Raw genomic sequence first — 23035 nt, forward strand, 5'->3', positions numbered from 1 at the left:
GCGGCTGTCACGCTGTCTCGACGAACTCCATCAGGCGCTCGCCCCCACGCTCGAAGATCCGACCGCCGACCGTCACGCCGACGGCGAGCACGACCAGGCCCGTGGCGATTCCGGCCCAGAACGTCGCCGGAGCGAACTGCGAGCCCTCGAGCATCGTGAGCACCAGAAGCCAGATGGTCGGGATGCTCACGACGATGGCGCCGAGGAACGCCGCGGCCGGGCCGTAGGCGCCTCTCGAGGTCGGTCGCTGCGGCTGCTGGAACGGGCTGTCTCCCGGGCGAGACACCGCATAGGGCGCGATCACCGACACGATGCTCGAGAACCCGAGCGCCGACAGCAGCAGACTGGCCCCGAGTCCCGTGAGCGGGAGCAGAAGACGCCAGTCGTCGATCCACAGCAGCGTCAGCGGCACGGAGATCGCCAGCACGGGCACGGCGACCAGCACGACCGGCACCAATCGTCCCAGGCGATCCGGGACACCGCGCACACCGCTCGCGACATGCGTCCACAGCGCGGTCGAGTCGTACGCGACGTCGTTGTGCGGAAGCCATCCGAAGAACAGCGCCATCACCGGGACCGGGACGAGCGCCGCGATCTCGAGCGGCACCCCTGCGACGAGCAGAGGGAGCACCGTGAGCACGCCCGCGACGGGGACCACGATCAGGTTCATGATGTACCGACGATCGCGCAGCCAGTAGACGAGGCTCCGCGACGCGATCGCGCCGAAGGCGTTCGACGGGAGCAGACCGAACCAGCCGAGTCCGGATCGCTCGCGCGATGTGACGGGCCGTTCCGTGGTGGTCAGCAGTCGACGCACGAGCCACGTCCACAGCGCCCAGAGGACCGCGGCGGTCGCGAACGCCACGACACCGCTGATCCAGGCGCCGGTGTTGTCGTCCGTCGCGAACGAGAAGAGGAAGCGCGACGATGCCGCGAAGGGGGTGACACCGACGGCTGCCGCGAGGGTGCCGACCGCAGCGGGCACCTCGCCGTCCCACTTCAGGGATGCGAGGAAGACGGCCACGGGGAATGCGATCACGATCACGGCCAGGGCGAAGAGGGCGGTGAGCTCGCGTGATCGGCGTTCGGGCAGGACCAGCGCGTTGACGGCCATTCCGACCCTCGCCGCCAGGATCGTCGACATGAGGCTCACGAAGCTCATCGATACGGCGAGCAGCCACGGGGCGCCCAGCCTGATCGCGACGACGCAGACGCTGATGTTCACCGCGAGCAGCGCCAGACTCGGGACACTGATGAACGAGGCGAGGGCGAGGATCCACGGCATCTGCCGCTCGTCGACCCCGAACACGGCGAACCGCCGGGGGTCGAGTTGGTCGACGGCACCCACGAGGATCGGGCCGACCAGGAATCCGAGCAGCAGCGCGGCGCTGCCGAGCACGATGACGGTGCGCGCGACGGCGACCGGAGCGTCGTCGAGGCTCAGGACCGCGGCGCAGACCACGGACGTGAGGACGACGATCACGGCGAGCATGATCAACGTGCGCACCCGACGTTCGCCGCGGAGCGATCCGATCAGGAGCGCCGCCCTCAGTCGGAGAACGTGTGCAGCCACTCGAGCCCCTCCACCTCGCTGATGCCACCGGAGAGCTCGACGAATCGCGCCTCGAGCGTCTGCCCTGCGCGCACCTCATCGATCGTGCCCTCGGCGAGCACCTCTCCCCCGACGATGATCGCGACGCGCGAGCAGACGCGCGCGACGAGATCCATGCCGTGGCTGGAGAGGATGACCGTTCCGCCGTGGTCGACGTATGCGCGCAGGATGTCGAGGATGACCGCGGACGACACGGGATCGACCGCTTCGAAGGGCTCGTCGAGCACCAGGACGCGCGGCGAGTGGATCATCGCTCCCGCGAGCATGATCTTCTTCGTCATACCGGCCGAGTAGTCGGAGACGACGCGGTTCAGCGCCTCGCCGAGGTCGAAGGCGCGCGCGAGGTCGCCGACGCGCTTCTCGATGACGTTCGATGCGAGACCTCGCAGCAGGCCGTAGTAGTAGAGGAGCTGACGGCCGGTGAGGCGATCGAACGTGCGCAGCCGGTCGGGCAGCACACCCATCATCCGCTTCGCCGCGAGCGGCTTGGCCGCCTGGTCGATGCCGCAGATCACGACGTTCCCCTCGTCGGCGCGCAGAAGCCCCGCGACGATCGAGAGCGTCGTCGTCTTGCCCGCGCCGTTGGGCCCGACGATTCCATAGAACGACCCGGCGGGCACGGTCAGATCGATGCCGTTGACCGCCGTGTGGTCGCCGAAGCTCTTCACCAGGCCGCGGATGCGGATCGCCTCAGAGGCGGATGCCGCCTCGACACCGCTGACGGCCTCTTCCGTCGCATCCGCATCGGAGACGGCGTCGACGACGTCGGACGCCGGACTCTCGTCTGCGGGCTCATCCGCTGCAGCGTCTTCGAGGACCTCGACGACGTCGGAGGTCGCGCCATCGGTCGAAGCGGCGTCAGCTGTCGGGGACTCGATCGAAGCGGCGTCAGCCGTGGAGGACTCGATCGACGGCGCGTCGACGTCGTCGATGCGGGGTCGCTCGATGAAGGAAGAAACGTCATCCGCGCCGCCCGCCACGGGGTCAGTCACGGCGGGAGCGGGCACGGTCGCTTCAGCGGCCTTCGCTTCCGCAGCGGCCTTCGCCTCCGCAGCGGCCTTCGCCTCCGCAGCGGCCTTCGCAGCCGCCGCCTCCTCCACGGCCCGAGCTTCGGCGGCCTTCGCCTCCGCGGCCTCAGCCTCAGCAGCCTTCGCAGCGGCGGCCTTGGCCGCAGCCGTCTTCGCAGCGGCGGTCTTCGCAGCCACCGTCCTGGCCGAAGCCGTCTTTGCGGCAGACGTGCGGGCAGTGGACTTCGCCGCGGCGCTCTTCTCGGCCGCGGCCTTCGCCGCAGCCGTCTTCGCGGCGGTCGTCTTCGCGGCCGTCGTCTTCGCCGCGGTCGTCTTCGCCGCGGTCGTCTTCGGGGCAGTCGTCCTCGAGGTCGTCGTCTTCGCAGCCGTCGTCTTCGCGGCACTCGACTTGGCCGTCGTCGATCGCGCTGCGGTGGTCTTCGCGGCAGCACCTCGAGCGCTCGTCGGGCGAGCCGAGTTCTTCGCTGCGGCAGTGCGTGCCGCGGCCGACGTGGTCTTCTTCGGCGCGGTGGAACGCGACGCCGCAGCCTCGACACTCCGGTCGATCTTCAGCGCGGGCTCCGCCACCACCTCGATCGTCGCTGCAGCCTTGTCTGCGGCTGACTTCGCGGGCGTTCGCGCGCTCGTCGCCTTCTTGGCGGGCGTCTTCCGAGCCGGCGTCTTCTCGGCGGTCGAGGGCGCGGCGTCGGCCACCTGATCGGTGCGGTCGTCGGGGGAAGCAGTCACCGTCCTACGGTATCAACGGGTACCCACTTTCTTAGGGTCGCCGCAACAATTGGCCCCGGAATCACAGATCGGACCCCGCACAGGGCCGATCTGGACGAATCTGAGTGTTGGGTGTGTACTGGATCACGAATTGGCAACAGGGGCGACAACCCCCGGGGGTTCCCAGGCTGGATCGCTAGCATGGCTCTCGGCACGACGAAGTGTCTGGTCGGTGAACCGACCGTGAACACATACTTCCTTTAGGAGCACTCGTGACTCTTCAGACCGTCATCCTCGCAGCAGGAATGGGCTCACGCCTGGGCCGCGCGCTGCCGAAGCCGCTCACCGAGCTCAGCGACGGCCGCACGATCATGCGTCAGCAGCACGACAACATCCGCGCCGCTTTCGGCACCGACGCACGCATCACCTCCGTCGTCGGCTACCGCGCCGAGACCATCATCGAGGCCTTCCCGAACGTCAACTACGTGCACAACGAGCGCTACGACGAGACGAACACGTCGAAGAGCCTGCTGCGCGCGCTCGGCGCGACCGGCAAGTCCGGCGTGCTCTGGATGAACGGTGACGTCGTCTTCGACCCGATGATCCTGGGCCGTGCGGCGGCCTACATCGAGCGCGACCAGTCGTTCGTCACGGTCAACACCTCGAAGGTGAGCGACGAAGAGGTGAAGTACACGGTCACGGCCGAGGGCTTCATCAATGAGCTCTCCAAGACCGTCAAGGGCGGACTCGGAGAGGCCGTGGGCATCAACTACATCTCCTCCGCGAACAAGAAGGCGTTCATGCGCCAGCTGCAGCGCGTCGAGGACCAGGACTACTTCGAGCGCGGACTCGAACTCGCGATCGCCGAGGACGGCCTCCTGCTCGAGCCGATGGACGTCTCCGACCTCTACGCGGTCGAGGTCGACTTCGCCGAAGACCTGGAGCGGGCGAACCTGTTCGTCTGATCTCGTTTCACGAAAGCCCGGCCCCGTCAAGGGTGCCGGGCTTTCGGCGTTTTCGCGGGCTGTGTTCCTAGGATCGATCCATGGCCCCCAAGGTGCACAAGATCCACTCGCTCCCCGATGACTCCCCGTGGGACAGGGGCGTGCCGCCGGTGGGTTCCACCGAGCATCCGTTCATGGTGCGGGGCCTCGATCGCGTCCTCGCGATCCAACGACCGCTCGTGCTCGCGCACATCCGCAGCATCCGTCTGCGCAACCCCCACGCATCGCCCGAGCAGATCATCCGCATCCTCGAACGCCGCTATCTCGCGGCGGTCACCACGGGCGGCGCAGCCGTCGGTGCGACGGCTGTCGTTCCCGGCATCGGCACGGGCATCACGCTCGCCCTCTCCGGCGTCGAGACCGTCGGCTTCGTCGAGTCGACCGCCCTTTTCGCTCAGTCGGTCGCCGAGGTGCACGGCATCGCGGTCTCGAATCCCGACAGGGCCCGAGCTCTCGTCATGACGCTCATGCTCGGCAAGGAGGGCGTGGCGCTGGTCGGTCAGCTCGCCGGAGAGGCGACGGGCAAGGGCGGCACCCGTTCGTCCTACTGGGGCGAGATGGTGACGAAGTCGCTCCCCCGGGCCGCGGTCGGACCGCTGGTCGACCAGCTCAAGAGCATGTTCGTGAAGCAGTTCGCCGCCAAGGGAGGCGCCTCCTTCATCGGCAAAGCACTGCCGTTCGGTGTCGGCGCAGCCGTCGGCGGGGCGGGCAACCACATCCTCGGACGCCGCGTGCTCACCACCTCGCACCGCGCGTTCGGCGCGGCTCCCATGGATCTGCCCCTCGACCTAGAACCGGTCGACGGTGCCGAGAAGCTCGAACTGCGGATGCTGCACGGCGCGCAATTCGTCGGCGGGGCCATCGCGGGAGCGGCTGGTTCCGCGGCGCGCGGTGTCGGCTGGGCCGGACGGAAGATCACGTCGGTGGGTCGTGGGCGCAAGCACGGAACGTCCGAGATCGAAAGCGGCGCGGGCGAGCGGTCGGGCACCCATGACCTGTCGGGCGAGCTCGGCACAGACGCGCGTCCCGGCCGGAGCGACTGACTCCGCGTGGATCACCGGACCCGAGAGAGCCGCCAAAGGATCCGGCGACCCGTTGTGGCGAGCATCCAACGGACGGGGCCGAGCCGACGATAGGGTGGAATCCGTGACGGACAAGCCCGAACTCTCGACCACCGCCGGCAGAATCGCAGACCTCCGCGCTCGCTACAACGAAGCCGTTGTCGACGCTGAGAAGGTCGCGCACGACAAGCAGCACGCCAAGGGCAAGATGACCGCCCGCGAGCGCATCGAGCTGCTCGTCGATCCAGGAAGCTTCGTCGAGTTCGACGAGTACGTGCGCCACCGCACCACGGCCTTCGGGATGGACAAGAACCGGCCATACGGAGACTCGGTCGTCACGGGCGTCGGCACGATCCACGGACGAACAGTCGCGGTGTACTCGCAGGACTTCACCACGTTCGGCGGCTCGCTCGGCGAGGTGTCGGGCGACAAGATCATCAAGATCATGGAGTTCGCGCTCTCCGGCGGCATGCCGATCATCGGCATCCTCGACTCGGGCGGCGCGCGGATCCAGGAGGGGGTGCTCGCGCTCAGCAAATACGGCGAGATCTTCCGTCTGAACACCCGTTCGTCCGGTGTCATCCCGCAGATCTCGATCATCATGGGCCCGGCCGCCGGCGGTGCCGTGTACGGCCCCGCCCTGACGGACTTCGTCATCATGGTCGACAAGACCAGCCAGATGTTCGTCACCGGCCCCGACGTGATCAAGACGGTCACCGGCGAGGACGTCGGCATGGAGGAGCTCGGTGGCGCCCTCACGCACAACACCCGCTCCGGCGTCGCGCACTACCTCGCCGAAGACGAGGACGATGCGATCGACTATGCGCGCACGCTTCTGGGCTTCCTGCCCGACAACAACATGGCGGAGATCCCCGGCTACGAGAGCGGCTTCGAGTGGGAGACCACGGATGCCGATCGCACGCTGAACACGATCATCCCGGACTCCCCCAATCAGCCGTACGACATCCACACGGTCATCGAGCACGTCGTCGACGCCGGGGACTTCATCGAGGTCCAGCCGCTCTTCGCGCCCAACATCGTGATCGGCTTCGGACGCGTCGAGGGCCGCTCGGTCGGCATCATCGCCAACCAGCCGTCGCAGATGGCAGGAACCCTCAACATCGAAGCCGGCGAGAAGGCCAGCCGGTTCGTGCGCTTCTGCGATGCGTTCTCGATCCCGATCGTGACGCTCGTCGATGTGCCCGGCTACCTGCCAGGCACCGACCAGGAGTGGACCGGTGTGATCCGCCGCGGCGCGAAGCTCATCTACGCGTATGCCGAGGCCACGGTGCCGCTGGTCACCGTGATCCTCCGCAAGGCCTACGGCGGCGCCTACATCGTCATGGGCTCGAAGCAGCTCGGCGCCGATGTGAACCTCGCCTGGCCCACCGCCGAGATCGCCGTCATGGGCGGACAGGGTGCGGTCAACATCCTGTATCGCGGCGAGATCAAGCGCGCTGAAGAGGCAGGCGAAGACGTCGCAGCCGTGCGCACGCGCCTCGCGAACGAGTACACGTACAGCGTGACCTCACCGTTCCTCGCGGCCGAGCGCGGCGAGATCGACGGCATCATCGAACCGGCGAACACCCGCGTCTCCATCGCCAAGGCCCTCCGCGCCCTGCGCGGCAAGCGGGCGGAGCTGCCGCCCAAGAAGCACGGGAACATCCCCCTGTGAGCGCGCAGGACGCACCGGAGACGCCGGCGGGGGCAGAGCGTCCGCCGACGATCGAGATCACGCGCGGCTCCGCCACGGAAGAGGAGCTCGCCGCGCTCATCGCGGTCGTGAGCGACGCGTACGCGCAGGAGTCGGCGGATGCTGTCGCCGACGTACCCCGCGTCTCCGCGTGGACTCGCACGCAGCGTCCGCTGCGGAGACCTCTTCGACGGGACATCCCGTGGGGCCGTTTCTCGGGCTGATCGCTCGTCGCTGAACGCGAGGCGGGTGAGGCGCCTGCGAGACCCGGAGCCCCCCAGCTTCCGGGCCACGCAGACAGTCTCCCCCGGTCGACGCGGGACCGTCGTCCCAGCAATCGGAGCACCCCAGTCGGCGCATCCCTTCGATAGTACATCGATTGGAATTATCAACCCACTTCGAAAACCGATATACCGGTATGGCAGTTCGGGGATCGTTCAGTCGTCGAGGTAGAGATCGGATGCCCTCGGGGTGAGAACGGCGTCGAGAACGACGCATGCAGCACCGACCGCACCCACATCGTCTCCCACCACGGTGCCCTCGACAGGGAGAAGGTGCACTGCGCGCGTGGCGCTTCGCCTGTTCAGCTGCTCGGGGAGCTCGCGCAGATAGACCTCGGCCAGGCGCCCCCAGAACGGCCCTCCCAACACGACACGGTCGACGTCGAGCACGTTGGTCAGCGCCGAGATCAGGACCGCGAGGTGGCCCGCCGCCCGGCGCAGCACCGCGAGCGCAGGCGAATCGCCGGCACCGGCTCGCTCGCAGAGGAGGGTGAAACGCGCCTCTACGGCATGCTCGTCGTCAGCGTCTCGATCATCATCGAACACTCCCGCAGTCTCCGCCTGCTCGACGATCGCCTGCGGTGTGCACACCACCTCCACGCACCCGCGTGATCCGCACGAGCACGCCGGCCCCTCCGGATCGACCATGATGTGACCGATCTCGCCGAAGTTATGAGAACTGCCCGTGATGACACCGCCCTCGCGCACCACGGAGGCTCCGAGACCCGTTCCGAGATAGATGAACAGGAACGAGCCCTCGGTGGAATCGGTGCCCATCCAGAGCTCGCCCACGGCCGCGGCCGTCGTGTCCTTCTCGAGAGTGACGTCGAACCCGGTGGCCTCGGCGAGAACCGAACGCAGCGGAACTCGATGCCAGCCATGCAGCTTCGGCGGGTCTATCACCGTGCCCTTCTGCGCGTCGAGCGGACCGGGAGCGGCCACCCCTACACCCGCGACGAGAGCGCGGTCGACTCCGGCCTCGTCGATCAGCGCATCGATCGTCTGAGCCATGGTCTCGACGATGCGGCGAGGATCCTTGTCCGGCGTCCGAACCACGAGTCGGTGGACCACGCCGCCCGACATGTTCAGCAGAACGAAGGTGATCACCGCCGGGTCGAGGTGCACACCCACCGAGAAGCGGCTCTCCGCCACCAGGCGGAGAGTGACACGGGGCTTGCCGGGTCCGTTGATCGTCCGCCCCGCCTCGGCGATGAAGCCGTCGTCGAGCAGCCGCCGGGTGATGTTCGTGATCGTCTGGGCAGAGAGCCCCGTCGCCTCGACGAGCTCGATCCGACTGAGCCCCTCGACCGAGCGACGGATGGCCTCGAGGATCACCGACTGGTTGAAGTCGCCCATTCGGGGGAGGTTGGTTCCTCGGCGCATTCCCATGCCCCATCTTCTCGCATGGGGGCCATTCCCGTGTCCCCCAAAATACCTACAGACAACGATTTGAATAACCACGAGACTGAGTAAGACGCTTCGCGTTCGGCTGGTCTCTCTGTCCCAGGGTAGACAGACGCAGACCGGCCACCAGCGGATGGTTTTCGGGTAACTGTCCGCATGGCGAGGGGCTGGCGGATTCGCCGCCCCTCGCCCACTCTGTCTGACCTCGACTCTGACCTCCTCCCCCGGCCAGAGCCGAGGGCAGGGGCCGCATCTCAGTGCTCGGTCGCCTCGCGGGGGATCTCGTGGAAGACGTCCACGGCGTCGTCATCGCTCTGCCCGCCGGCGCCGGCCCGACCGACCACCGTCACCGCCGTCAGCGGATCCCGTGCGGCACGGATGATCCAGCGCTCGGCGTCGGCGTCGCGAAGCACCCTGGCGAGCTCGTCACGGATCACGGCTCGCCGCGCTTCGTCGACATCGTCCAGACCGCCCTCGTCGAAGACGGTCACGACGGCACCGTGCCGCCGGGCATCCTCGATCGCATCCCGTACCGCATCGTTGAGCAGGTCGGCGCCGCGCAGTTCGTCGCGGAGCCGCCCCTCGGCCAGCCTCGCTTGGAGCCGTTCCTCGGCGTCGAGCGCACCACGGGACGCGACGGCGCGGCTGAGCACAGGTCCGGCGACGGCGAGCGCGAACTGCGTGCGCAGGCGCCGCTCCTTCTGCCGCACCTGCTGCGTCGCGTGCCACGCGGATACCGCCTGCTGGATGCCGGCGAGTCGCTCGGTGTCACGCACCGCCCGATCCCAGAACATCACCAGCAGGTGGGCCACCGCGACCCACATGAAGGATCCGACCAGGCCGAGCGACAGCGCCACGAAGAACCCGAGATAGGCCGACGAGGCGACCACGAGGACCAGGACGACGAGCCAGCCGATCACGAATCGGCGGCGCACGATGCATACGATGCCCACCAGGCCGAGCGCACCGATGTACCACGTGGCGAACGGCGCGGTCAGAGTCAGCGGATCGAGCGAGAGCGTCACGAGGATGGGGATAAGCACGCTGGATGCCAGCGTGACGAGGGCGACCCACAGGGGCATCCGCACCGACGTCGCAGAGTCCCAGAGGATCGCCGCGTTCACGACCACGAGATACAGGCCGATCGCTGCCACCATCAGCAGCGGCCCGGTGGGCTGCTCGATCCACCAGACGCCTCTGGCGGCGAAGTACATCGCGAATCCGACCGCGAGAGAGGTCGCGACGCTGCGCACCGTCCGGTTCATGGACGCTCCCAGCCGAGCGTCACGGTGGTGCCGCACTCGCTCGAGTCGATGTCCGCCGTCCCGGCCACGCCGGCCATGCGCGCGAGGATCGACGCGCTGATGCCGAGGCGGTCAGCACCGATGGCCTGGAGGTCGAACCCGGGACCGGTGTCGGTGATCGTCACGCTGATCCCCTCGTCGCCCCTCCCCTCGGCGAGAATGTGCAGCCCCCGTCCGTTCGCGTGCGTCACGGCGTTGCCGAGGGCCTGTCGGGCGGCGAGCACGAGCGCCCTCGCGGCGCGACCCGGGATCAGTCCGATCCCCCCGCGCTCTTCGACGATCGCATCCGCTCCGAGCTCGGAGAGCGCCCGCCGCAGCTCCACGACGATCTGCGCGATTCCGACCGGCTCATCGCTCCCCTCCTGCGCCACCGCGGCTTCGGTGTTCGCGAGCCGGGTCAACGCCTCGCGCGCCATGCCGACGGCGAGCTCCTGTGCACGTTCCCCCTCTGCCCGCTCCGCAGCGATGAGAGCGGCGAGGACGCTGTCGTGCATGAGCGCCGACATGGTCGCACGCTCCTCCTCCGCAGCGGCAGCCGCCGCGGCCGATGCATAGGATTCCACAGCGTGCGCGCGGGCCTCGTCGACGCCGGCCGCCACAGATCGGAACATCCAGCCCAGCGCGATGATCACGATGCCGAGGATCAGTGTGAACGACACGTCGAACGCCGTGGTCACCCAGAAATCCCGCGAGAACTCCCCCTCGACCAGCCGAACGTACCCGTAGACGAAGGGGAGGCCCACGGCCCAGGCGAACTGCAGCCATAGCGGGAACGCGAGCATCGCGGCGACGACGCCGACGTTGACGAGGAAGAAGATCCACGGCTGATCCGCCGCCTTGCCCACGGGGTCGACGAAGCTCGGCCAGGCTCCGAGTGCAAGGGTGTAGACGATCGCGAACGCACCCGACGCGGTGCGCACCCCTCGTCCGACCACACAGGCGATCAGCATCACGACGAGTGGTGTGAACACCACCAGCAGCATCGCGATCCTCCCAGGATCCGACCACGACATCGTCGTGATGCCGGCGATCAGCGCCTGGGCTCCGAGGATCGCCGATCCGATCGCGACCACCGTCGCGAGGATGCGCTCCATGCGCTTGCCCGTGAATCGCTCGAATTCTGTCTCGACGCTCCCCGGGGAAGGGATCTTGCTCCAGGCATCGCGGATGCTGAGCGGGTCAGTGGGCACTCGGCGCTCCGTCTGCGGCGACGATCCCGTCCTCCATCGCGCGGCGGAGAAGGTCGACCTTGGTCGGCGCCGGGCGCCCGACCTCGACGTACTTCACCCTGATCCGGGTGATGTTCTCCTTGGCGGTCGAGTACGCGACCCCGAGACGCTCGGCCACAGCCTTCAGCGGCAGACCCGCCGCGTACAGGCGCAGCACATCGCGCTCGCGAGAGGAGAGCTGCGCATCCGCGAAGTCACGGTCGCCGTCGACGGCACTCGCCCATTCGACGTTGTTGAGAGCCTCGCCGTCGGCGACCGTGCGGATCGCATCGAGCACGTCGTCGAGCGCCGAGGACTTGCTGACGACTCCGGCGGCGCCGGCGGCGAGCGCCTCGCGGACGGCCGCCGGACGGTCGGCGACGCTGTGGATCACGACGCTCGCACCGTCGGTGACGAGCGATCTGACGTTCTCGGTGACCGTCGTGCCGTCACCCAGAGTGAGGTCCAGCACGACCACGTCTGCGGGCGGGGCCGCGGAAGCGGATCGCCACTCGATGTACGACACGACAGTGCTGCCGGAGAAGACCACCGTCTGCGCGCCATCACGGGCGAACGCTGCCTCCAGACCGAGGCGGACGGATTCGTGATCGTCGATGAGTGCGACCCTGCTCATCCACCCAGCCTAGTGATTCGCGCGGGTGTCGATCCCCGTCACCGCGTGAGCAGCGCGACGACCTCGAAATGATGCGAGTGCGGGAACAGGTCGAAGCCGCGGAGAGTCCCCACGTTCCATCCGCGCTCACGGAAGGTGCCGAGATCGCGCGCCAGTGCGACGGGATCGCACGCGACGTAGGCGATCGCGTCGGGCGCGAGCGCGTCGAGCGCATCGACCACCGCGCGTCCGGCACCGGCTCTCGGCGGGTCCAGGACCACGGCACCCGCCTTCGTTCCCGCGGGCGCTCCTGCGATGTAGCGGTCGACACGCGCGGTGACCGCGCTGACGCCGAGCTGCGCGAGGTTCTGCTGCGCATGGGCCGTCGCGCGCCTGCTGGACTCGACCGTGACGATGTCGGTGCCGCCGAGGTCCGCGAGCGATGCGGCGAACAGCCCCACGCCTCCGTACAGGTCGAAGTGCTTCTTCTCGGGGTCGACATGGCCGTCGAGGATGCCGTACACGGCACCGTCGAGCACCGATGCGGCGCGCGGATGCACCTGCCAGAAGCCGCCGGCATCGACCTGGAAGCGTCGATCGCCCACCTGCTCGTAGACGACCTCGGGCGCGGGACGTCGGCCCTGTCCTCGCGCGGGACGCTCATCGAGCCGCTCCCGACGGATGATCCGGACCTTGCCGTCGCCGGGTTCGACCAGGTCGACGCTGCCCGCCTCGCCGCCGGCGAGCGCGAGCGCGGCCCGAGCGATCGACGGACGCGCCAGGGGGTGCGAGCCGACGGGGATCACGCGGTGACTGCGCGCGGCATAGGGGCCGACCTGTCCGTCATCGTCGACGTGCAGCGTGACCCTGGTTCGCCATCCGGTTCCGTCGGAGGAGTCGACCGCCTCGATCTCGGGGGCCTCGAGCCCCGCACCCGCGAACCGGTCGAGGGCCTCGGTCAGCACCTGGCGCTTCAGGACCCGCTGATGCACGAGGTCGATGTGTCCGAGGTCCGCACCTCCCGGGCGTTCTTCCGGAGCGCGGGAGACGTCGGCCTCCGACCAGATGTGCGGTCGGCGGTGCGGGGACGCCTCGAGGACCTCGACCGTCTCCGCGCGCCAGAAGCTCTTCGACTCGTCCGTCGAGTCCTCGGTCAGCCTCGCACGCACCCGCTCTCCGGGGATCGCATCGGAGACGAACACGACGCGTCCCTCGTGGCGGGCGATGAACGTACCGCCGTGCGCGATGCCGGTGATGTCCAGATCGAGCAGGGCTGCGGAAGAAGTCATCCTTCGAGGATACGGTGGTGCACATGCGCGTCTGCCTCGCCTCCACCTCCCCTGCCCGCCTGATGCTGCTGCGACAGGCAGGAATCGAGCCGCTCACGCAGTCGCCGGCCGTGGATGAGGATGCCGTGGCGGCCGTCGCCGCGGCAGCACGCGGCACCGAACTGCCCCCAGCCGAACTCGTGCTGCTGCTCGCCCGAGCGAAGGCCGCCGACGTCGCGCACAAGCTCGCCGCGGAAGGCCTCTTCGACGGCATCGTGATCGGCGGCGACTCGATGTTCGCACTCGGAGGCCGTGTGTACGGCAAGCCCTACACACCCGAGGAAGCCACCCGGCGCTGGCACGAGATGCGCGGCGCCACCGGCATCCTGCACTCCGGCCACTCGGTGTTCCGGGTGTCCCCCGGTGCCGCGCCCGTCGAGGCCACCGCGACCGCAGAAGCCTCTGTGACGTTCGCCGACGACATCACGGATGCCGAGATCGCCGCCTACGTCGCGTCCGGCGAGCCCCTGCACGTCGCGGGCGCGTTCACGGTCGACAGCCTCGGCGGTGCCTTCATCACCCGCGTCGACGGGGATCCGTCGACCGTGGTGGGGATGTCGCTGTCGACCGTGCGACGACTGGCCACCGAGCTGGGCGTCGACTGGACCGACCTCTGGTCGTAGGGTCTCGTCGACGTTTCTCCTTCTTTCTTGTGGAGAGTCGTCAAAGAGATCGAGTGCCTTCTCGCTAGGCTGGCAACCATGCCTGATATCGCCAAGGTGCTCATCGCCAACCGCGGCGAGATCGCCGTCCGCATCATCCGTGCCGCTCGTGACTCGGGGATCGCCTCAGTCGCCGTGTACGCCGACCAGGATCGCGACGCTCTGCACACCCGCCTCGCCGACGAGGCCTATGCCCTCGGCGGAGCGACGAGCGCCGAGACCTACCTGCAGATCGAGAAGATCCTCTCGATCGCCCGCCGTGCCGGCGCAGACGCCGTGCACCCTGGGTACGGCTTCCTCGCCGAGAACGCCGAGTTCGCCCGCGCCGTCATCGGTGCGGGGATGACCTGGATCGGTCCCTCCCCCGAGGCCATCGAGGCACTCGGAGACAAGGTCACCGCCCGTCACGTCGCCGAGAAGGTGGGCGCCCCGCTCGCCCCCGGGACCCCCGGCCCCGTGGCCGGCGCAGACGAGGTCGTCGCCTTCGCGAAGGAGTTCGGCCTGCCGATCGCGATCAAGGCCGCCTACGGCGGCGGCGGACGCGGGCTCAAGGTCGCCCGCGAACTCGACGAGGTCGCCGAGCTGTTCGAATCCGCGACGCGTGAGGCCGTCACGGCCTTCGGCCGCGGCGAGTGCTTCGTCGAGAAGTACCTCGACAAGCCCCGCCACGTCGAGACGCAGTGCCTGGCGGACTCCGAGGGCAACGTCGTCGTCATCTCGACCCGCGACTGCTCACTGCAGCGCCGTCACCAGAAGCTCGTCGAGGAGGCACCGGCTCCCTTCCTCACGGACGAGCAGAACGACCTGCTGTACTCGGCTTCCAAGGCCATCCTCAAGGAGGTCGGCTACGTCGGCGCGGGAACCTGCGAGTTCCTCATCGGCGCCGACGGCACCGTGTCGTTCCTCGAGGTCAACACCCGCCTGCAGGTCGAGCACCCCGTCTCCGAAGAGGTCACCGGCATCGACCTGGTGCGGGAGCAGTTCCGAATCGCGGCCGGTGGCACCATCGACTACGACGATCCGAAGCCGACCGGACACTCGATCGAGTTCCGCATCAACGGCGAAGACCCCGGTCGCGGCTTCCTTCCCCAGCCGGGCCCGATCCACGTCTTCAAGACCTTCGGCGGCCCCGGAATCCGTCTCGACTCCGGCGTCACCGCAGGCGACTCGGTCTCGGGAGCGTTCGACTCGCTGCTCGCGAAGATCATCGTCACGGGCAAGGACCGCGCCGAGGCCCTCGAGCGCTCGCGCCGGGCCCTCGACGAGTTCGAGGTCGCGGGACTCCCGACCGTTCTCCCGTTCCACCGCAAGGTCGTCCGCGACCCGGCCTTCACCGCCGACGACGGCGAGTTCGGCATCTTCACCCGCTGGATCGAGACCGAGTTCGAGAACGACATCCCCGCGTGGGACGGCGAGCTCGAGTCCCCTGCCGCCGCCGAGAACCGCCACACCGTGGTCGTCGAGGTCGCCGGAAAGCGGCTCGAGGTGAGCCTGCCCGACCGGGTCGCGGTCGCCGCGGGAACCGCGGGGCGACCGGCCGCTGTGCCGCCGTCTCGTCGCAGCCACGCCACCTCGGTCAGCGCCGGCGCATCCGGTGACGCCGTGAAGTCGCCCATGCAGGCGACCGTCGTCAAGGTCGCCGTCGAAGAGGGGCAGCAGGTCGTCAAGGGCGACCTCGTCGTCGTCCTCGAGGCGATGAAGATGGAGCAGCCGCTGCAGGCGCACAAGGACGGCACGGTCGGCAGCATCGCGGCCACCGCCGGTGCGACCGTCGCCGCAGGCCACCAGCTGCTCACGATCAGCTGATCGCACAGAGTCACGACGAAGGCCCCGCCTCGAGGCGGGGCCTTCGTCATTCCATCAGTCCGCCGCGGCAGAAGCGCACCACTCGTCGAACATCCGCTGCCCTGTCGGTGTGCCGAGAGCAGCGCGTGCCGCCGGCGAATCGTGCAACCCCCGCAGCGCGGACCAGACGACCTGCGGATGCGTCTTCAGCATCGCCGGGGCCACGGTGACCGTGGCGGGAACACGCATCCCGTCGGATGCGGTCACGCGACTCGGATCCACGCGGAGTCTGATGAGCGGGAGCTCGTCCATGCCGCGTCGTGGCTCGGTCATGTCCGGCTCCACGCTGCGGATCGCGCTCCACGGCACGTACAGGGTCTCGGTGACACGCATCAGCAGCACCCCGTCGTGGCCGATGCCCAGTCCCATCGGCCGACGGCCGAAAGAATCGGAGCGGTATTGCGTGATGGCTGCGCGCACGGCCGTGTAGACGAACAGCGCGGCGGTCGCCGCGAGCACCGCTACTCCGAGGAAGGCCTCGGGTCGGCCGGTCAGCCCGATTCCGACCGCCACGATCGTCGCGGCAGTGAGCACGATGGCCCATGCAACGCACAGCGCCAGGGTGACGACGCCCGGCCGCCGCTCCGGCACGAAGTGCACGCGCGCATCTGGGCTTCCTATCCGCCCGCGCGTCAGCGTCGCCGCGTCGACCAGACGCGCGCGCCCTTCGACGAAAGGTCTGCGGGCAGCGACGGCGAGGGCCGTGAGACCGAACAGCGCGACGAACGCACCCGACCACAGCGGGCCGGCGGCGCCGCCCGAGAATCCGATCATGGCGGCCGCGGCCGCGAAGAGGACTACGCCGAGCCAGAGCATGCCGGTATTGCGTCGGGGTCGACGTTCAGCCCACTTCGCCGGCCATCCCGGCAACCGTGGCGACGCGAACGAATCCGTCACAGCGCCTCCCCCGCGAAGTCGAACGGCAGCACGGGATCGGCAGACAGCACGGCCACCGGCACCTAGGAGATGTTCGCGTTGACGAGGTGCATCGCGCGGCTCGCATCGGTGATGCTGCTCGACAGCGAGGGGTACGCCGCGAACACACGCGAGACCTGGTCGACCGTCAGACGCCGCTCGACGGCGACGGCGATCGGATAGATCAGCTCGGAGGCCTTCGGTGCGACGATCACGCCGCCGATGACCGTGCCCGAGCCCTTGCGTGCGATCAGCTTCACGAAGCCGTCCTTGATGCCCATCATCTTGGCGCGCGGGTTCGCAGCCAGCGGCAGCTTGAAGACCAGTCCGTCCGCGACGCCGTCTTCGACATCCTTCTCGGAGTAGCCGACCGTCGCGATCTCGGGAGCCGTGAAGATGTTCGAGGTGATCTTGATCAGCTCGAGCGGGATCACGATGTCGCCCAGTGCGTGGAACACGGCAGTGCGGCCCTGCATCGATGCGACGGATGCCAGCGGGAAGAAGTTCGTGCAATCGCCGACGGCGTAGACGTTCGGCACCGACGTGCGAGCCACGCGGTTGACGCGGACGTGCCCGGTCTCGTCGAGCTCGACTCCTGCATCCTCGAGGCCGATGCCCGCGGTGTTGGGGATCGAGCCGACGGCCATGAGGCAGTGGCTGCCGTCGACCGTGCGACCGTCGGAGAGCGTCGCCGTCACGCCGTCCTTCGTGACCTCGACCTTCTCGGCTCGGGCCTTGGAGAGCACCGTCATGCCGCCGCGCTTGAAGACCTTCTCGAGCACGCGTGCGGCATCCTGGTCCTCGCCAGGCAGCACCTGGTCGCGGCTGGAGACGAGCGTCACCTTCGCGCCGAGGTTCATGTAGGCGGAGGCGAACTCTGCACCGGTCACACCCGAGCCGACGACGATGAGGTGCTCGGGGAGCGCCTTCATGTCGTAGAGCTGGGTCCAGGTGAGGATGCGCTTGCCGTCGGGCTTCGCCGAATCCAGCTCGCGCGGCGACGCACCGACCGCGACGATGATCGTGTCGGCCTCGATGCGGTCGAAGTCGGTGCCCTTCTGCCCCGTGGACACGATGATCGCGTTCGGCCCCTCGAGCCGACCGTGGCCGGAGAGGATGCGCACACCGGCCTCGAGCAGAGTGGTGCGCATGTCCTCGGACTGCTGACCGGCGAGGGCGATGAGGCGCTTGTTCACGGCTGCGAGGTTGATCGCGATCTCGGGCTTGAGCGGCTTGCCGTGCTCGCCCTTGGCGTAGAACTGCACACCGAGATCCGAGGCCTCGGAGATCGCGACCGCGGCGTCCGCCGTGGCGATCAGGCTCTTCGAGGGGACGACGTCGGTGAGCACTGCCGCACCACCCACGCCGACGCGCTCGACCAGGGTCACCTCGGCTCCGAGCTGAGCGGCTGCGAGTGCCGCTTCGTAACCGCCGGGACCGCCACCGAGGACGGCGACGCGCTGAGTGCGCTCAAAAGGGGTGGAAGACATGATCTCCATTCTTCCGCAATCCTGGCCCCGGAGCCTGCACCTTCCTAGAGTGGATCCATGTCCGAAACACACAGCAACCCCCTCGACGACCCGAATGCGAACCCGTTCGAGGTCGCAGCCGACGCAGCCGCCGACATCGCGCGCCTGACCGGAGTCGAGAATCACGACATCGCCCTCACGCTCGGCAGCGGCTGGGGCAAGGCCGCCGACATCATCGGCGAGACCATCGCGACCATCCCCGCGACCGAGGTCACCGGCTTCTCGAAGCCCGCTCTCGAGGGCCACGTCGGGACCCTTCGCAGCATCCGCACCCCTGACGGCAAGAACGTGCTCGTCATCGGCGCCCGCACCCACTACTACGAGGGCCACGGCGTCCGCCGTGTCGTGCACTCGGTCCGCACCGCCGCGGCCACGGGGGCAAAGATCATGGTCCTCACCAACGGTGCCGGCGGCATCCGCGAGACCTGGACGCCCGGACAGCCCGTGCTGATCAGCGACCACATCAACCTCACGGCCGACTCCCCGCTCGAGGGCGCGACCTTCATCGACCTCACCGATCTCTACGCGAAGCGCCTGCGCGACATCGCTCGCAGCGTCGACCCCTCGCTCGACGAGGGCGTCTACACGCAGTTCCGCGGCCCGCACTACGAGACCCCGGCCGAGGTGCAGATGGCGAAGCACATCGGCGGCCACATCGTCGGCATGTCGACCGCGCTCGAGGCGATCGCCGCACGAGAAGCCGGCATGGAGATCCTCGGCTTCTCGCTCATCACGAACCTCGCCGCCGGCATCCAGAAGACGCCGCTCAGCCATGCCGAGGTCATCGAGGCCGGTCGCGAGGCGGAGCCTGTGATCTCGGCTCTGCTCGCCCGAGTGGTCGAGGCGCTGTGAGCGACGAGCGCCTCGCACAGGCTCGTGCCTGGATGCGGCAGGACCCCGACCACGAGACCCGCGACGAGCTCGCCGCGGTGATCACCCGCGCAGCGAGCGGCGACGAGACAGCGATCGCCGATCTCGACGATCGCTTCAGCACGCGCCTCGCATTCGGCACCGCAGGGCTCCGCGGCGCGCTCGGGGCGGGCAGCAACCGCATGAACCGCGTGCTCGTCGCCCAGGCGGCGGCCGGGTTCGCCTCTTACCTGCGCGAGCGGGCGCATGGCGGCACCCCGACCGTGATCATCGGCTACGACGGTCGCCGCAACTCCCGGGTGTTCGCCACCGACTCCGCCGAGCTGTTCGCCGGTGCCGGGCTCCGCGCGATCCTGCTCCCGCGCCTTCTGCCCACCCCGGTGCTCGCCTTCGCGGTACGGCACCTCGGGGCGGATGCCGGGGTCATGGTCACGGCCTCGCACAATCCCCCGAACGACAACGGCTACAAGGTGTACCTGGGCGGCGCCGATCAGGGCTCGCAGATCGTCGCACCGGCGGATGCCGAGATCGCCGCACACATCCAGCGGATCGCCGACGCGGATGACGTCGCTGCTCTCCCCCGGTCGAACGACTACGAGACGGCAGACGAGGACGTCGTCGACGCGTATGTCGCGGCGACCGCCGCGGTGGCACCTGCTCCCGCATCCGCGTCGGACATCCGGTGGGTCTACACCGCGATGCACGGCGTCGGATGGGAGACCCTGTCGAAGATCGTCGCCGCCGCCGGCTACCCTCAGCCGATGGTCGTCGGAGAGCAGCTGAAGCCCGACGCCACGTTCCGCACCGTGTCGTTCCCCAACCCGGAGGAGCCGGGGGCGATGGATCTCTCGTTCGCCCGGGCCCGGCGGGTCCAGGCGGATTTCATCCTGGCGAACGATCCGGACGCCGACCGCCTCGCGGTCGCGATCCCCGATGCCTCGTCCGAGAACGGCTGGCGTCGCCTCACCGGCAACGAGGTGGGCCTCCTGCTCGGAGCGCGCGCCGCGAAGGCGGCTGCGGGCACACCCGGCGCATCCCTGGCCTGCTCGCTCGTCTCCTCCCCCGGTCTCGGCGCGGTCGCGGCGCATCACGGCCTCGACTTCCACGAGACGCTCACGGGCTTCAAGTGGATCTCGCGCGCCCCCGGTATCGTCTTCGGATTCGAGGAAGCCCTCGGCTACCTCGTGAACCCCGAGACGGTTCGCGACAAGGACGGCATCTCGGCAGCCGTGGCGATCCTCGGTCTCGCGGCCGAGGCGCACGAGCGAGGGAAGTCGCTGGCAGATCTCCTGGCTGAGCTCGGCGACACCTACGGCCACTTCGCCAGCGGTCAGGTGTCGGTGCGCGTCGACGATCTCTCGGTGATCGGCACCGTGATGCTGTCGCTGCGCACGCTGCCTCCGTCGCAGTTCGGCGGGCACTCCATCGCCTCGACGGAGGATCTGCTGCAGGCGGACCCAGGGCAGCCGTCCGGCGACGTGCTGCGTTACCGCCTCACCGACGGATCCCGGATCATCGTGCGCCCCAGCGGCACCGAGCCCAAGCTCAAGGTCTACATCGACGCGAAGGCCGAGTCGGCCGCACGCGCCGCCGAGATCGTGCGCGAGCTCGATGCCGCCGTGCGGAGTCTCCTGGAAGAACGCTCGTAGGTCGCATGCCGAGCAGACATGTCGTCATCAGCGCGCACAACGGGGTGCACGCGCGCCCCGTCGCCGAGCTGGTGCGCGTCGTGCAGGCGCACCCGCACGCGGTGACCCTGCGCACGTCGTCGGGCGCGGTCGTGGACCTCAGCAGCGTTCTCGCGCTGATGGATCTCGCACTCGCGCCCGGCGACGCCGTGGTGCTCGAGACGGCGGAGTCGGCAGATGCCGTCGCCGTGCTCGACGCGCTGGCCGGCGTGCTCGACCCTCGGCGCTGAGTTGCACCCTCGGGTCCGGACCTGAGCGGTCAGCCGTCGATGACGGCCACGAGCTCGTCGAGGAAAGCCTCGAAGCTGGTGCCCCGTCGAACGATGCGCTGCACGCTGTCGCGCTCGCTGAACACCTCGACGAGCTGCTCGAAGACGGTCTGGAATGCGGCTCGGTCGCTCTCGCTGAACGCGGCGAGCGCGACCACCTGCACCCTGCCCTCCCCCCAGGCCGCCGAGCCGTCGGCGACGCCGATCGCGATCGCGGTCCTCGACGCCGTCATCTGCAGCGCATGGGGCACGGCGAGGGCGTCTGTGAACGCCGTCGACGACATCCGTTCGCGCAGGATCGTGTTCTCGACGTAGTCCTCGCCGATGAGCCCTGCGGTCACGAGCAGGCCGCCGAGACGACGGATGATCGCCTCCTCGCCCTCGTCGGGGAGCGGATAGACGAACGCATCCGCGACGAAGTACCGCGCGAGCTCTGCGCGAAGGCGCGTCAGGCGCCGCCCTCTTCTGACCCGTGCCGCGGCCTGCTGGATGCGATCGACGTCGGCATCGGTGAGGAACGGCTGGATGCGCACGAACCGGTCACCGGTCGCACCCGGCTCGATCGTGCTGAGCACCAGATCGGTGTCGAAGGAGGCCCATTCCGGGTCGACGTTCGTGACGACGCTGGTGACCTCGATGGCGGATCCCAGGGACCGGTCGACGCTGGAGCGGAGCAGCTCATGCAGTTCGTAGTAACCGGGGCACACGATGGTCGCAGTGAGGATCGACTCGGCCTTGCGGCTGCGCTCGAGGCGTCCGCCGACGTGCATCGCGATGTAGGCGATCTCGTCGTCGTGGATAGGCGTGCCCAGCCGGTCGTGCAGACCGCTCGCGATCGACACCGCCACCTCGAAGATCATCGGATAGGAGGTCTTGAGCGACCTCGTGAGCGGATTGCGGGTGAGGGCGCTCTCCTCGGCGCGGCGCAGCAGGTTCTGCACGTGCAGGGCGAGGCGCAGCACGAAGGTCTCGTCGACCAGGTCGACCTGGAAGTCGTCGGCCGCCCTGGCGATCTCTGCGCGGACCGCGGCCTCCACGGCAGGCGCGACGCCGCTGCGAGCGACATCGCCGGCAGCGTCCTCCCCGGGGGCCACGATGCGGGTGAGGACGAGGGAGGCCAGGTGACCGCTGTCGCCGTCGCCCAGCGCGACGGAGAAGTGCTCCTGGGCGAGGCGGGCGATGATCGCGCCGACTCTCGGTATCTCCTCGCGCGCGCCGGCAGGACCGGCCTCGAGCGAGTGACCGGCCGCGACCCGCTCGGCGGCGATCGCGATGTGCAGGAGGACGTCCGAGATCGCGAGCTCGTTGACGTAATAGCCCAGCTCGCCGAGTTCGCGCACCAGCTCGGACTTGAAGGGAGCGACGGAGCCTGCGACGACGGCAGTGCCGGCGAGGGCTCGACGGAAGGTCTCGGGGTGGAAGGACGCGGCGTCCATCTCGTCGTGCGCGAGCCGGCTGAGAAGACGGCGCTGTGCCGCCTCGTTGCCGCGCAGGCGCACGATCTCACGGTCGCGCTCCAGAGTCAGCTCGGTGCCGTCCAGCAGTCCGCGGACCCGGGCGAGGTCGGATTCGAGAGTCGCCTCACTCACGTGCAGCTCGTCGGCCATCGCGAACACGTCGACGCCGCCCGGCAGGTCGAGCAGTGTGCGGACAATGCCGTGCAGCCGGTCTCTGGGGGCGGATTCGCCACCCTGCCTGGTTCGCAGGGCATCGCGCGCCGCTGAGCCCGCGCGGTAACCCGCGGGCCCTGACTCGACGGCATCCGCACCGCCCGTCCGGGCGTTCAGCGCCGCCACATACGAGCGGATGCTGCGGGGGGTGACCCCGAGCTGATCGGCGAGGCTCGAGGCCGTCGCCCAGTCGCCCTGGCGGAGCAGGGTCGAGAGGAGCTGGTCCTGGCGCTGACGCGACATGATCCTCCCCCTCCTCCGTGCCGACTGCACTGTCCTGACGTGACTCCCATGATGTCAGTAAGCGCGTGGCCCCGCTCCGAAACCGATGTTCCGCAGGGGCGGA

General features: G+C 68.9%; 20 protein-coding genes. 10 read left to right on the plus strand and 10 right to left on the minus strand.

Annotation, left to right across the window (positions count from 1 at the left end):
• Window positions 1-7 precede the first annotated feature (7 nt).
• Both ASF63_RS10355 and ASF63_RS19440 read right to left on the minus strand, forming a co-directional pair.
• Window positions 8-1573 (minus strand): hypothetical protein, encoded by a 1566-nt coding sequence (locus tag ASF63_RS10355; protein ID WP_056513309.1) that lies wholly within the window; start codon window positions 1571-1573, stop codon window positions 8-10.
• A complete protein-coding gene (locus ASF63_RS19440; RefSeq protein ID WP_235560768.1) occupies window positions 1549-2817 on the minus strand; it encodes an ABC transporter ATP-binding protein in 1269 nt (422 codons plus the stop codon). The genes ASF63_RS10355 and ASF63_RS19440 overlap by 25 nt, the downstream gene beginning before the upstream one ends.
• Here ASF63_RS19440 and ASF63_RS10365 point away from each other — a divergent pair.
• The 5 genes from ASF63_RS10365 to ASF63_RS10385 all read left to right on the plus strand — a co-directional run bounded on the left by ASF63_RS10365 (window position 2777) and on the right by ASF63_RS10385 (window position 7327).
• On the plus strand, window positions 2777-3337 hold the full coding sequence (locus ASF63_RS10365; RefSeq protein WP_157534311.1) for a hypothetical protein: 561 nt from the start codon (window positions 2777-2779) through the stop codon (window positions 3335-3337). The genes ASF63_RS19440 and ASF63_RS10365 overlap by 41 nt on opposite strands.
• Window positions 3338-3617: 280 nt before the next feature.
• Window positions 3618-4310, plus strand: a complete 693-nt coding sequence (locus ASF63_RS10370) for an NTP transferase domain-containing protein (RefSeq protein WP_056312247.1) — start codon at window positions 3618-3620, stop codon at window positions 4308-4310.
• A gap of 80 nt (window positions 4311-4390) precedes the next feature.
• Complete coding sequence (locus tag ASF63_RS10375) at window positions 4391-5392, plus strand: hypothetical protein (protein WP_056513315.1); 1002 nt, start codon at window positions 4391-4393, stop codon at window positions 5390-5392.
• 103 nt (window positions 5393-5495) lie between these two features.
• Window positions 5496-7085 carry an acyl-CoA carboxylase subunit beta gene (locus ASF63_RS10380; RefSeq protein WP_396653427.1) on the plus strand — a complete coding sequence of 530 codons (1590 nt, stop codon included), beginning with the start codon at window positions 5496-5498 and terminating at the stop codon, window positions 7083-7085.
• Window positions 7082-7327 carry an acyl-CoA carboxylase subunit epsilon gene (locus ASF63_RS10385; RefSeq protein WP_082478057.1) on the plus strand — a complete coding sequence of 82 codons (246 nt, stop codon included), beginning with the start codon at window positions 7082-7084 and terminating at the stop codon, window positions 7325-7327. Before ASF63_RS10380 ends, ASF63_RS10385 begins: the two co-directional genes overlap by 4 nt.
• A gap of 213 nt (window positions 7328-7540) precedes the next feature.
• Here ASF63_RS10385 and ASF63_RS10390 read toward each other — a convergent pair whose 3' ends face one another.
• From ASF63_RS10390 to ASF63_RS10410, 5 genes are all read right to left on the minus strand, one after another.
• Window positions 7541-8740: an ROK family transcriptional regulator gene (locus tag ASF63_RS10390; protein WP_056513318.1), complete on the minus strand. Its 1200-nt coding sequence runs from the start codon at window positions 8738-8740 to the stop codon at window positions 7541-7543.
• Window positions 8741-9042: 302 nt separating this feature from the next.
• Complete coding sequence (locus tag ASF63_RS10395) at window positions 9043-10053, minus strand: hypothetical protein (RefSeq protein WP_056513320.1); 1011 nt, start codon at window positions 10051-10053, stop codon at window positions 9043-9045.
• On the minus strand, window positions 10050-11282 hold the full coding sequence (locus ASF63_RS10400; RefSeq protein WP_056513324.1) for an ATP-binding protein: 1233 nt from the start codon (window positions 11280-11282) through the stop codon (window positions 10050-10052). The genes ASF63_RS10395 and ASF63_RS10400 overlap by 4 nt, the downstream gene beginning before the upstream one ends.
• A complete protein-coding gene (locus tag ASF63_RS10405) occupies window positions 11272-11934 on the minus strand; it encodes a response regulator transcription factor (protein ID WP_056513327.1) in 663 nt (220 codons plus the stop codon). Before ASF63_RS10405 ends, ASF63_RS10400 begins: the two co-directional genes overlap by 11 nt.
• Window positions 11935-11972: 38 nt before the next feature.
• Window positions 11973-13202: a class I SAM-dependent RNA methyltransferase gene (locus ASF63_RS10410; RefSeq protein ID WP_056513330.1), complete on the minus strand. Its 1230-nt coding sequence runs from the start codon at window positions 13200-13202 to the stop codon at window positions 11973-11975.
• Window positions 13203-13225: 23 nt separating this feature from the next.
• Here ASF63_RS10410 and ASF63_RS10415 point away from each other — a divergent pair, with 23 nt between their 5' ends.
• Both ASF63_RS10415 and ASF63_RS10420 read left to right on the plus strand, forming a co-directional pair.
• Complete coding sequence (locus ASF63_RS10415; RefSeq protein ID WP_056513333.1) at window positions 13226-13864, plus strand: Maf family protein; 639 nt, start codon at window positions 13226-13228, stop codon at window positions 13862-13864.
• A 78-nt stretch (window positions 13865-13942) separates the two neighbouring features.
• Window positions 13943-15709: a biotin carboxylase N-terminal domain-containing protein gene (locus tag ASF63_RS10420; RefSeq protein ID WP_056513338.1), complete on the plus strand. Its 1767-nt coding sequence runs from the start codon at window positions 13943-13945 to the stop codon at window positions 15707-15709.
• Between the two features lie 54 nt (window positions 15710-15763).
• Here ASF63_RS10420 and ASF63_RS10425 read toward each other — a convergent pair whose 3' ends face one another.
• Window positions 15764-16564 carry a hypothetical protein gene (locus ASF63_RS10425; RefSeq protein WP_056513340.1) on the minus strand — a complete coding sequence of 267 codons (801 nt, stop codon included), beginning with the start codon at window positions 16562-16564 and terminating at the stop codon, window positions 15764-15766.
• Between the two features lie 143 nt (window positions 16565-16707).
• A complete protein-coding gene (locus ASF63_RS10430) occupies window positions 16708-18162 on the minus strand; it encodes an NAD(P)H-quinone dehydrogenase (RefSeq protein ID WP_200934011.1) in 1455 nt (484 codons plus the stop codon).
• Window positions 18163-18210: 48 nt separating this feature from the next.
• Between ASF63_RS10430 and ASF63_RS10435 the strand changes: the two genes are divergently transcribed.
• Genes ASF63_RS10435 through ASF63_RS10445 form a run of 3 tightly spaced genes read left to right on the plus strand, consistent with a single transcriptional unit; the run spans window position 18211 to window position 20980 of the window.
• A complete protein-coding gene (locus ASF63_RS10435; RefSeq protein ID WP_056513344.1) occupies window positions 18211-19044 on the plus strand; it encodes a purine-nucleoside phosphorylase in 834 nt (277 codons plus the stop codon).
• Complete coding sequence (locus tag ASF63_RS10440) at window positions 19041-20711, plus strand: phospho-sugar mutase (RefSeq protein WP_056513348.1); 1671 nt, start codon at window positions 19041-19043, stop codon at window positions 20709-20711. Before ASF63_RS10435 ends, ASF63_RS10440 begins: the two co-directional genes overlap by 4 nt.
• Before the next feature lie 5 nt (window positions 20712-20716).
• On the plus strand, window positions 20717-20980 hold the full coding sequence (locus ASF63_RS10445) for an HPr family phosphocarrier protein (RefSeq protein WP_056513352.1): 264 nt from the start codon (window positions 20717-20719) through the stop codon (window positions 20978-20980).
• A 29-nt stretch (window positions 20981-21009) separates the two neighbouring features.
• On the opposite strand, the gene ASF63_RS10450 is transcribed toward ASF63_RS10445, so the two are convergent.
• On the minus strand, window positions 21010-22932 hold the full coding sequence (locus ASF63_RS10450) for a BglG family transcription antiterminator (protein WP_056513355.1): 1923 nt from the start codon (window positions 22930-22932) through the stop codon (window positions 21010-21012).
• Window positions 22933-23035: the final 103 nt, after the last annotated feature.

Origin of the sequence: Microbacterium sp. Leaf320 (assembly GCF_001423485.1) — a bacterium.
Lineage (GTDB): Bacteria > Actinomycetota > Actinomycetes > Actinomycetales > Microbacteriaceae > Microbacterium.

Coding starts and splice junctions, on each gene's coding strand:
- ASF63_RS10375 (WP_056513315.1), top strand. CDS start 4,391: ATGGCCCCCAAGGTGCACAAGATCCACTCGCTCCCCGATGACTCCCCG.
- ASF63_RS10390 (WP_056513318.1), bottom strand. CDS start 8,740: ATGGGCGACTTCAACCAGTCGGTGATCCTCGAGGCCATCCGTCGCTCG.
- ASF63_RS10395 (WP_056513320.1), bottom strand. CDS start 10,053: ATGAACCGGACGGTGCGCAGCGTCGCGACCTCTCTCGCGGTCGGATTC.
- ASF63_RS10405 (WP_056513327.1), bottom strand. CDS start 11,934: ATGAGCAGGGTCGCACTCATCGACGATCACGAATCCGTCCGCCTCGGT.
- ASF63_RS10410 (WP_056513330.1), bottom strand. CDS start 13,202: ATGACTTCTTCCGCAGCCCTGCTCGATCTGGACATCACCGGCATCGCG.
- ASF63_RS10415 (WP_056513333.1), top strand. CDS start 13,226: ATGCGCGTCTGCCTCGCCTCCACCTCCCCTGCCCGCCTGATGCTGCTG.
- ASF63_RS10420 (WP_056513338.1), top strand. CDS start 13,943: ATGCCTGATATCGCCAAGGTGCTCATCGCCAACCGCGGCGAGATCGCC.
- ASF63_RS10425 (WP_056513340.1), bottom strand. CDS start 16,564: ATGCTCTGGCTCGGCGTAGTCCTCTTCGCGGCCGCGGCCGCCATGATC.
- ASF63_RS10430 (WP_200934011.1), bottom strand. CDS start 18,162: ATGGAGATCATGTCTTCCACCCCTTTTGAGCGCACTCAGCGCGTCGCC.
- ASF63_RS10435 (WP_056513344.1), top strand. CDS start 18,211: ATGTCCGAAACACACAGCAACCCCCTCGACGACCCGAATGCGAACCCG.
- ASF63_RS10445 (WP_056513352.1), top strand. CDS start 20,717: ATGCCGAGCAGACATGTCGTCATCAGCGCGCACAACGGGGTGCACGCG.
- ASF63_RS10450 (WP_056513355.1), bottom strand. CDS start 22,932: ATGTCGCGTCAGCGCCAGGACCAGCTCCTCTCGACCCTGCTCCGCCAG.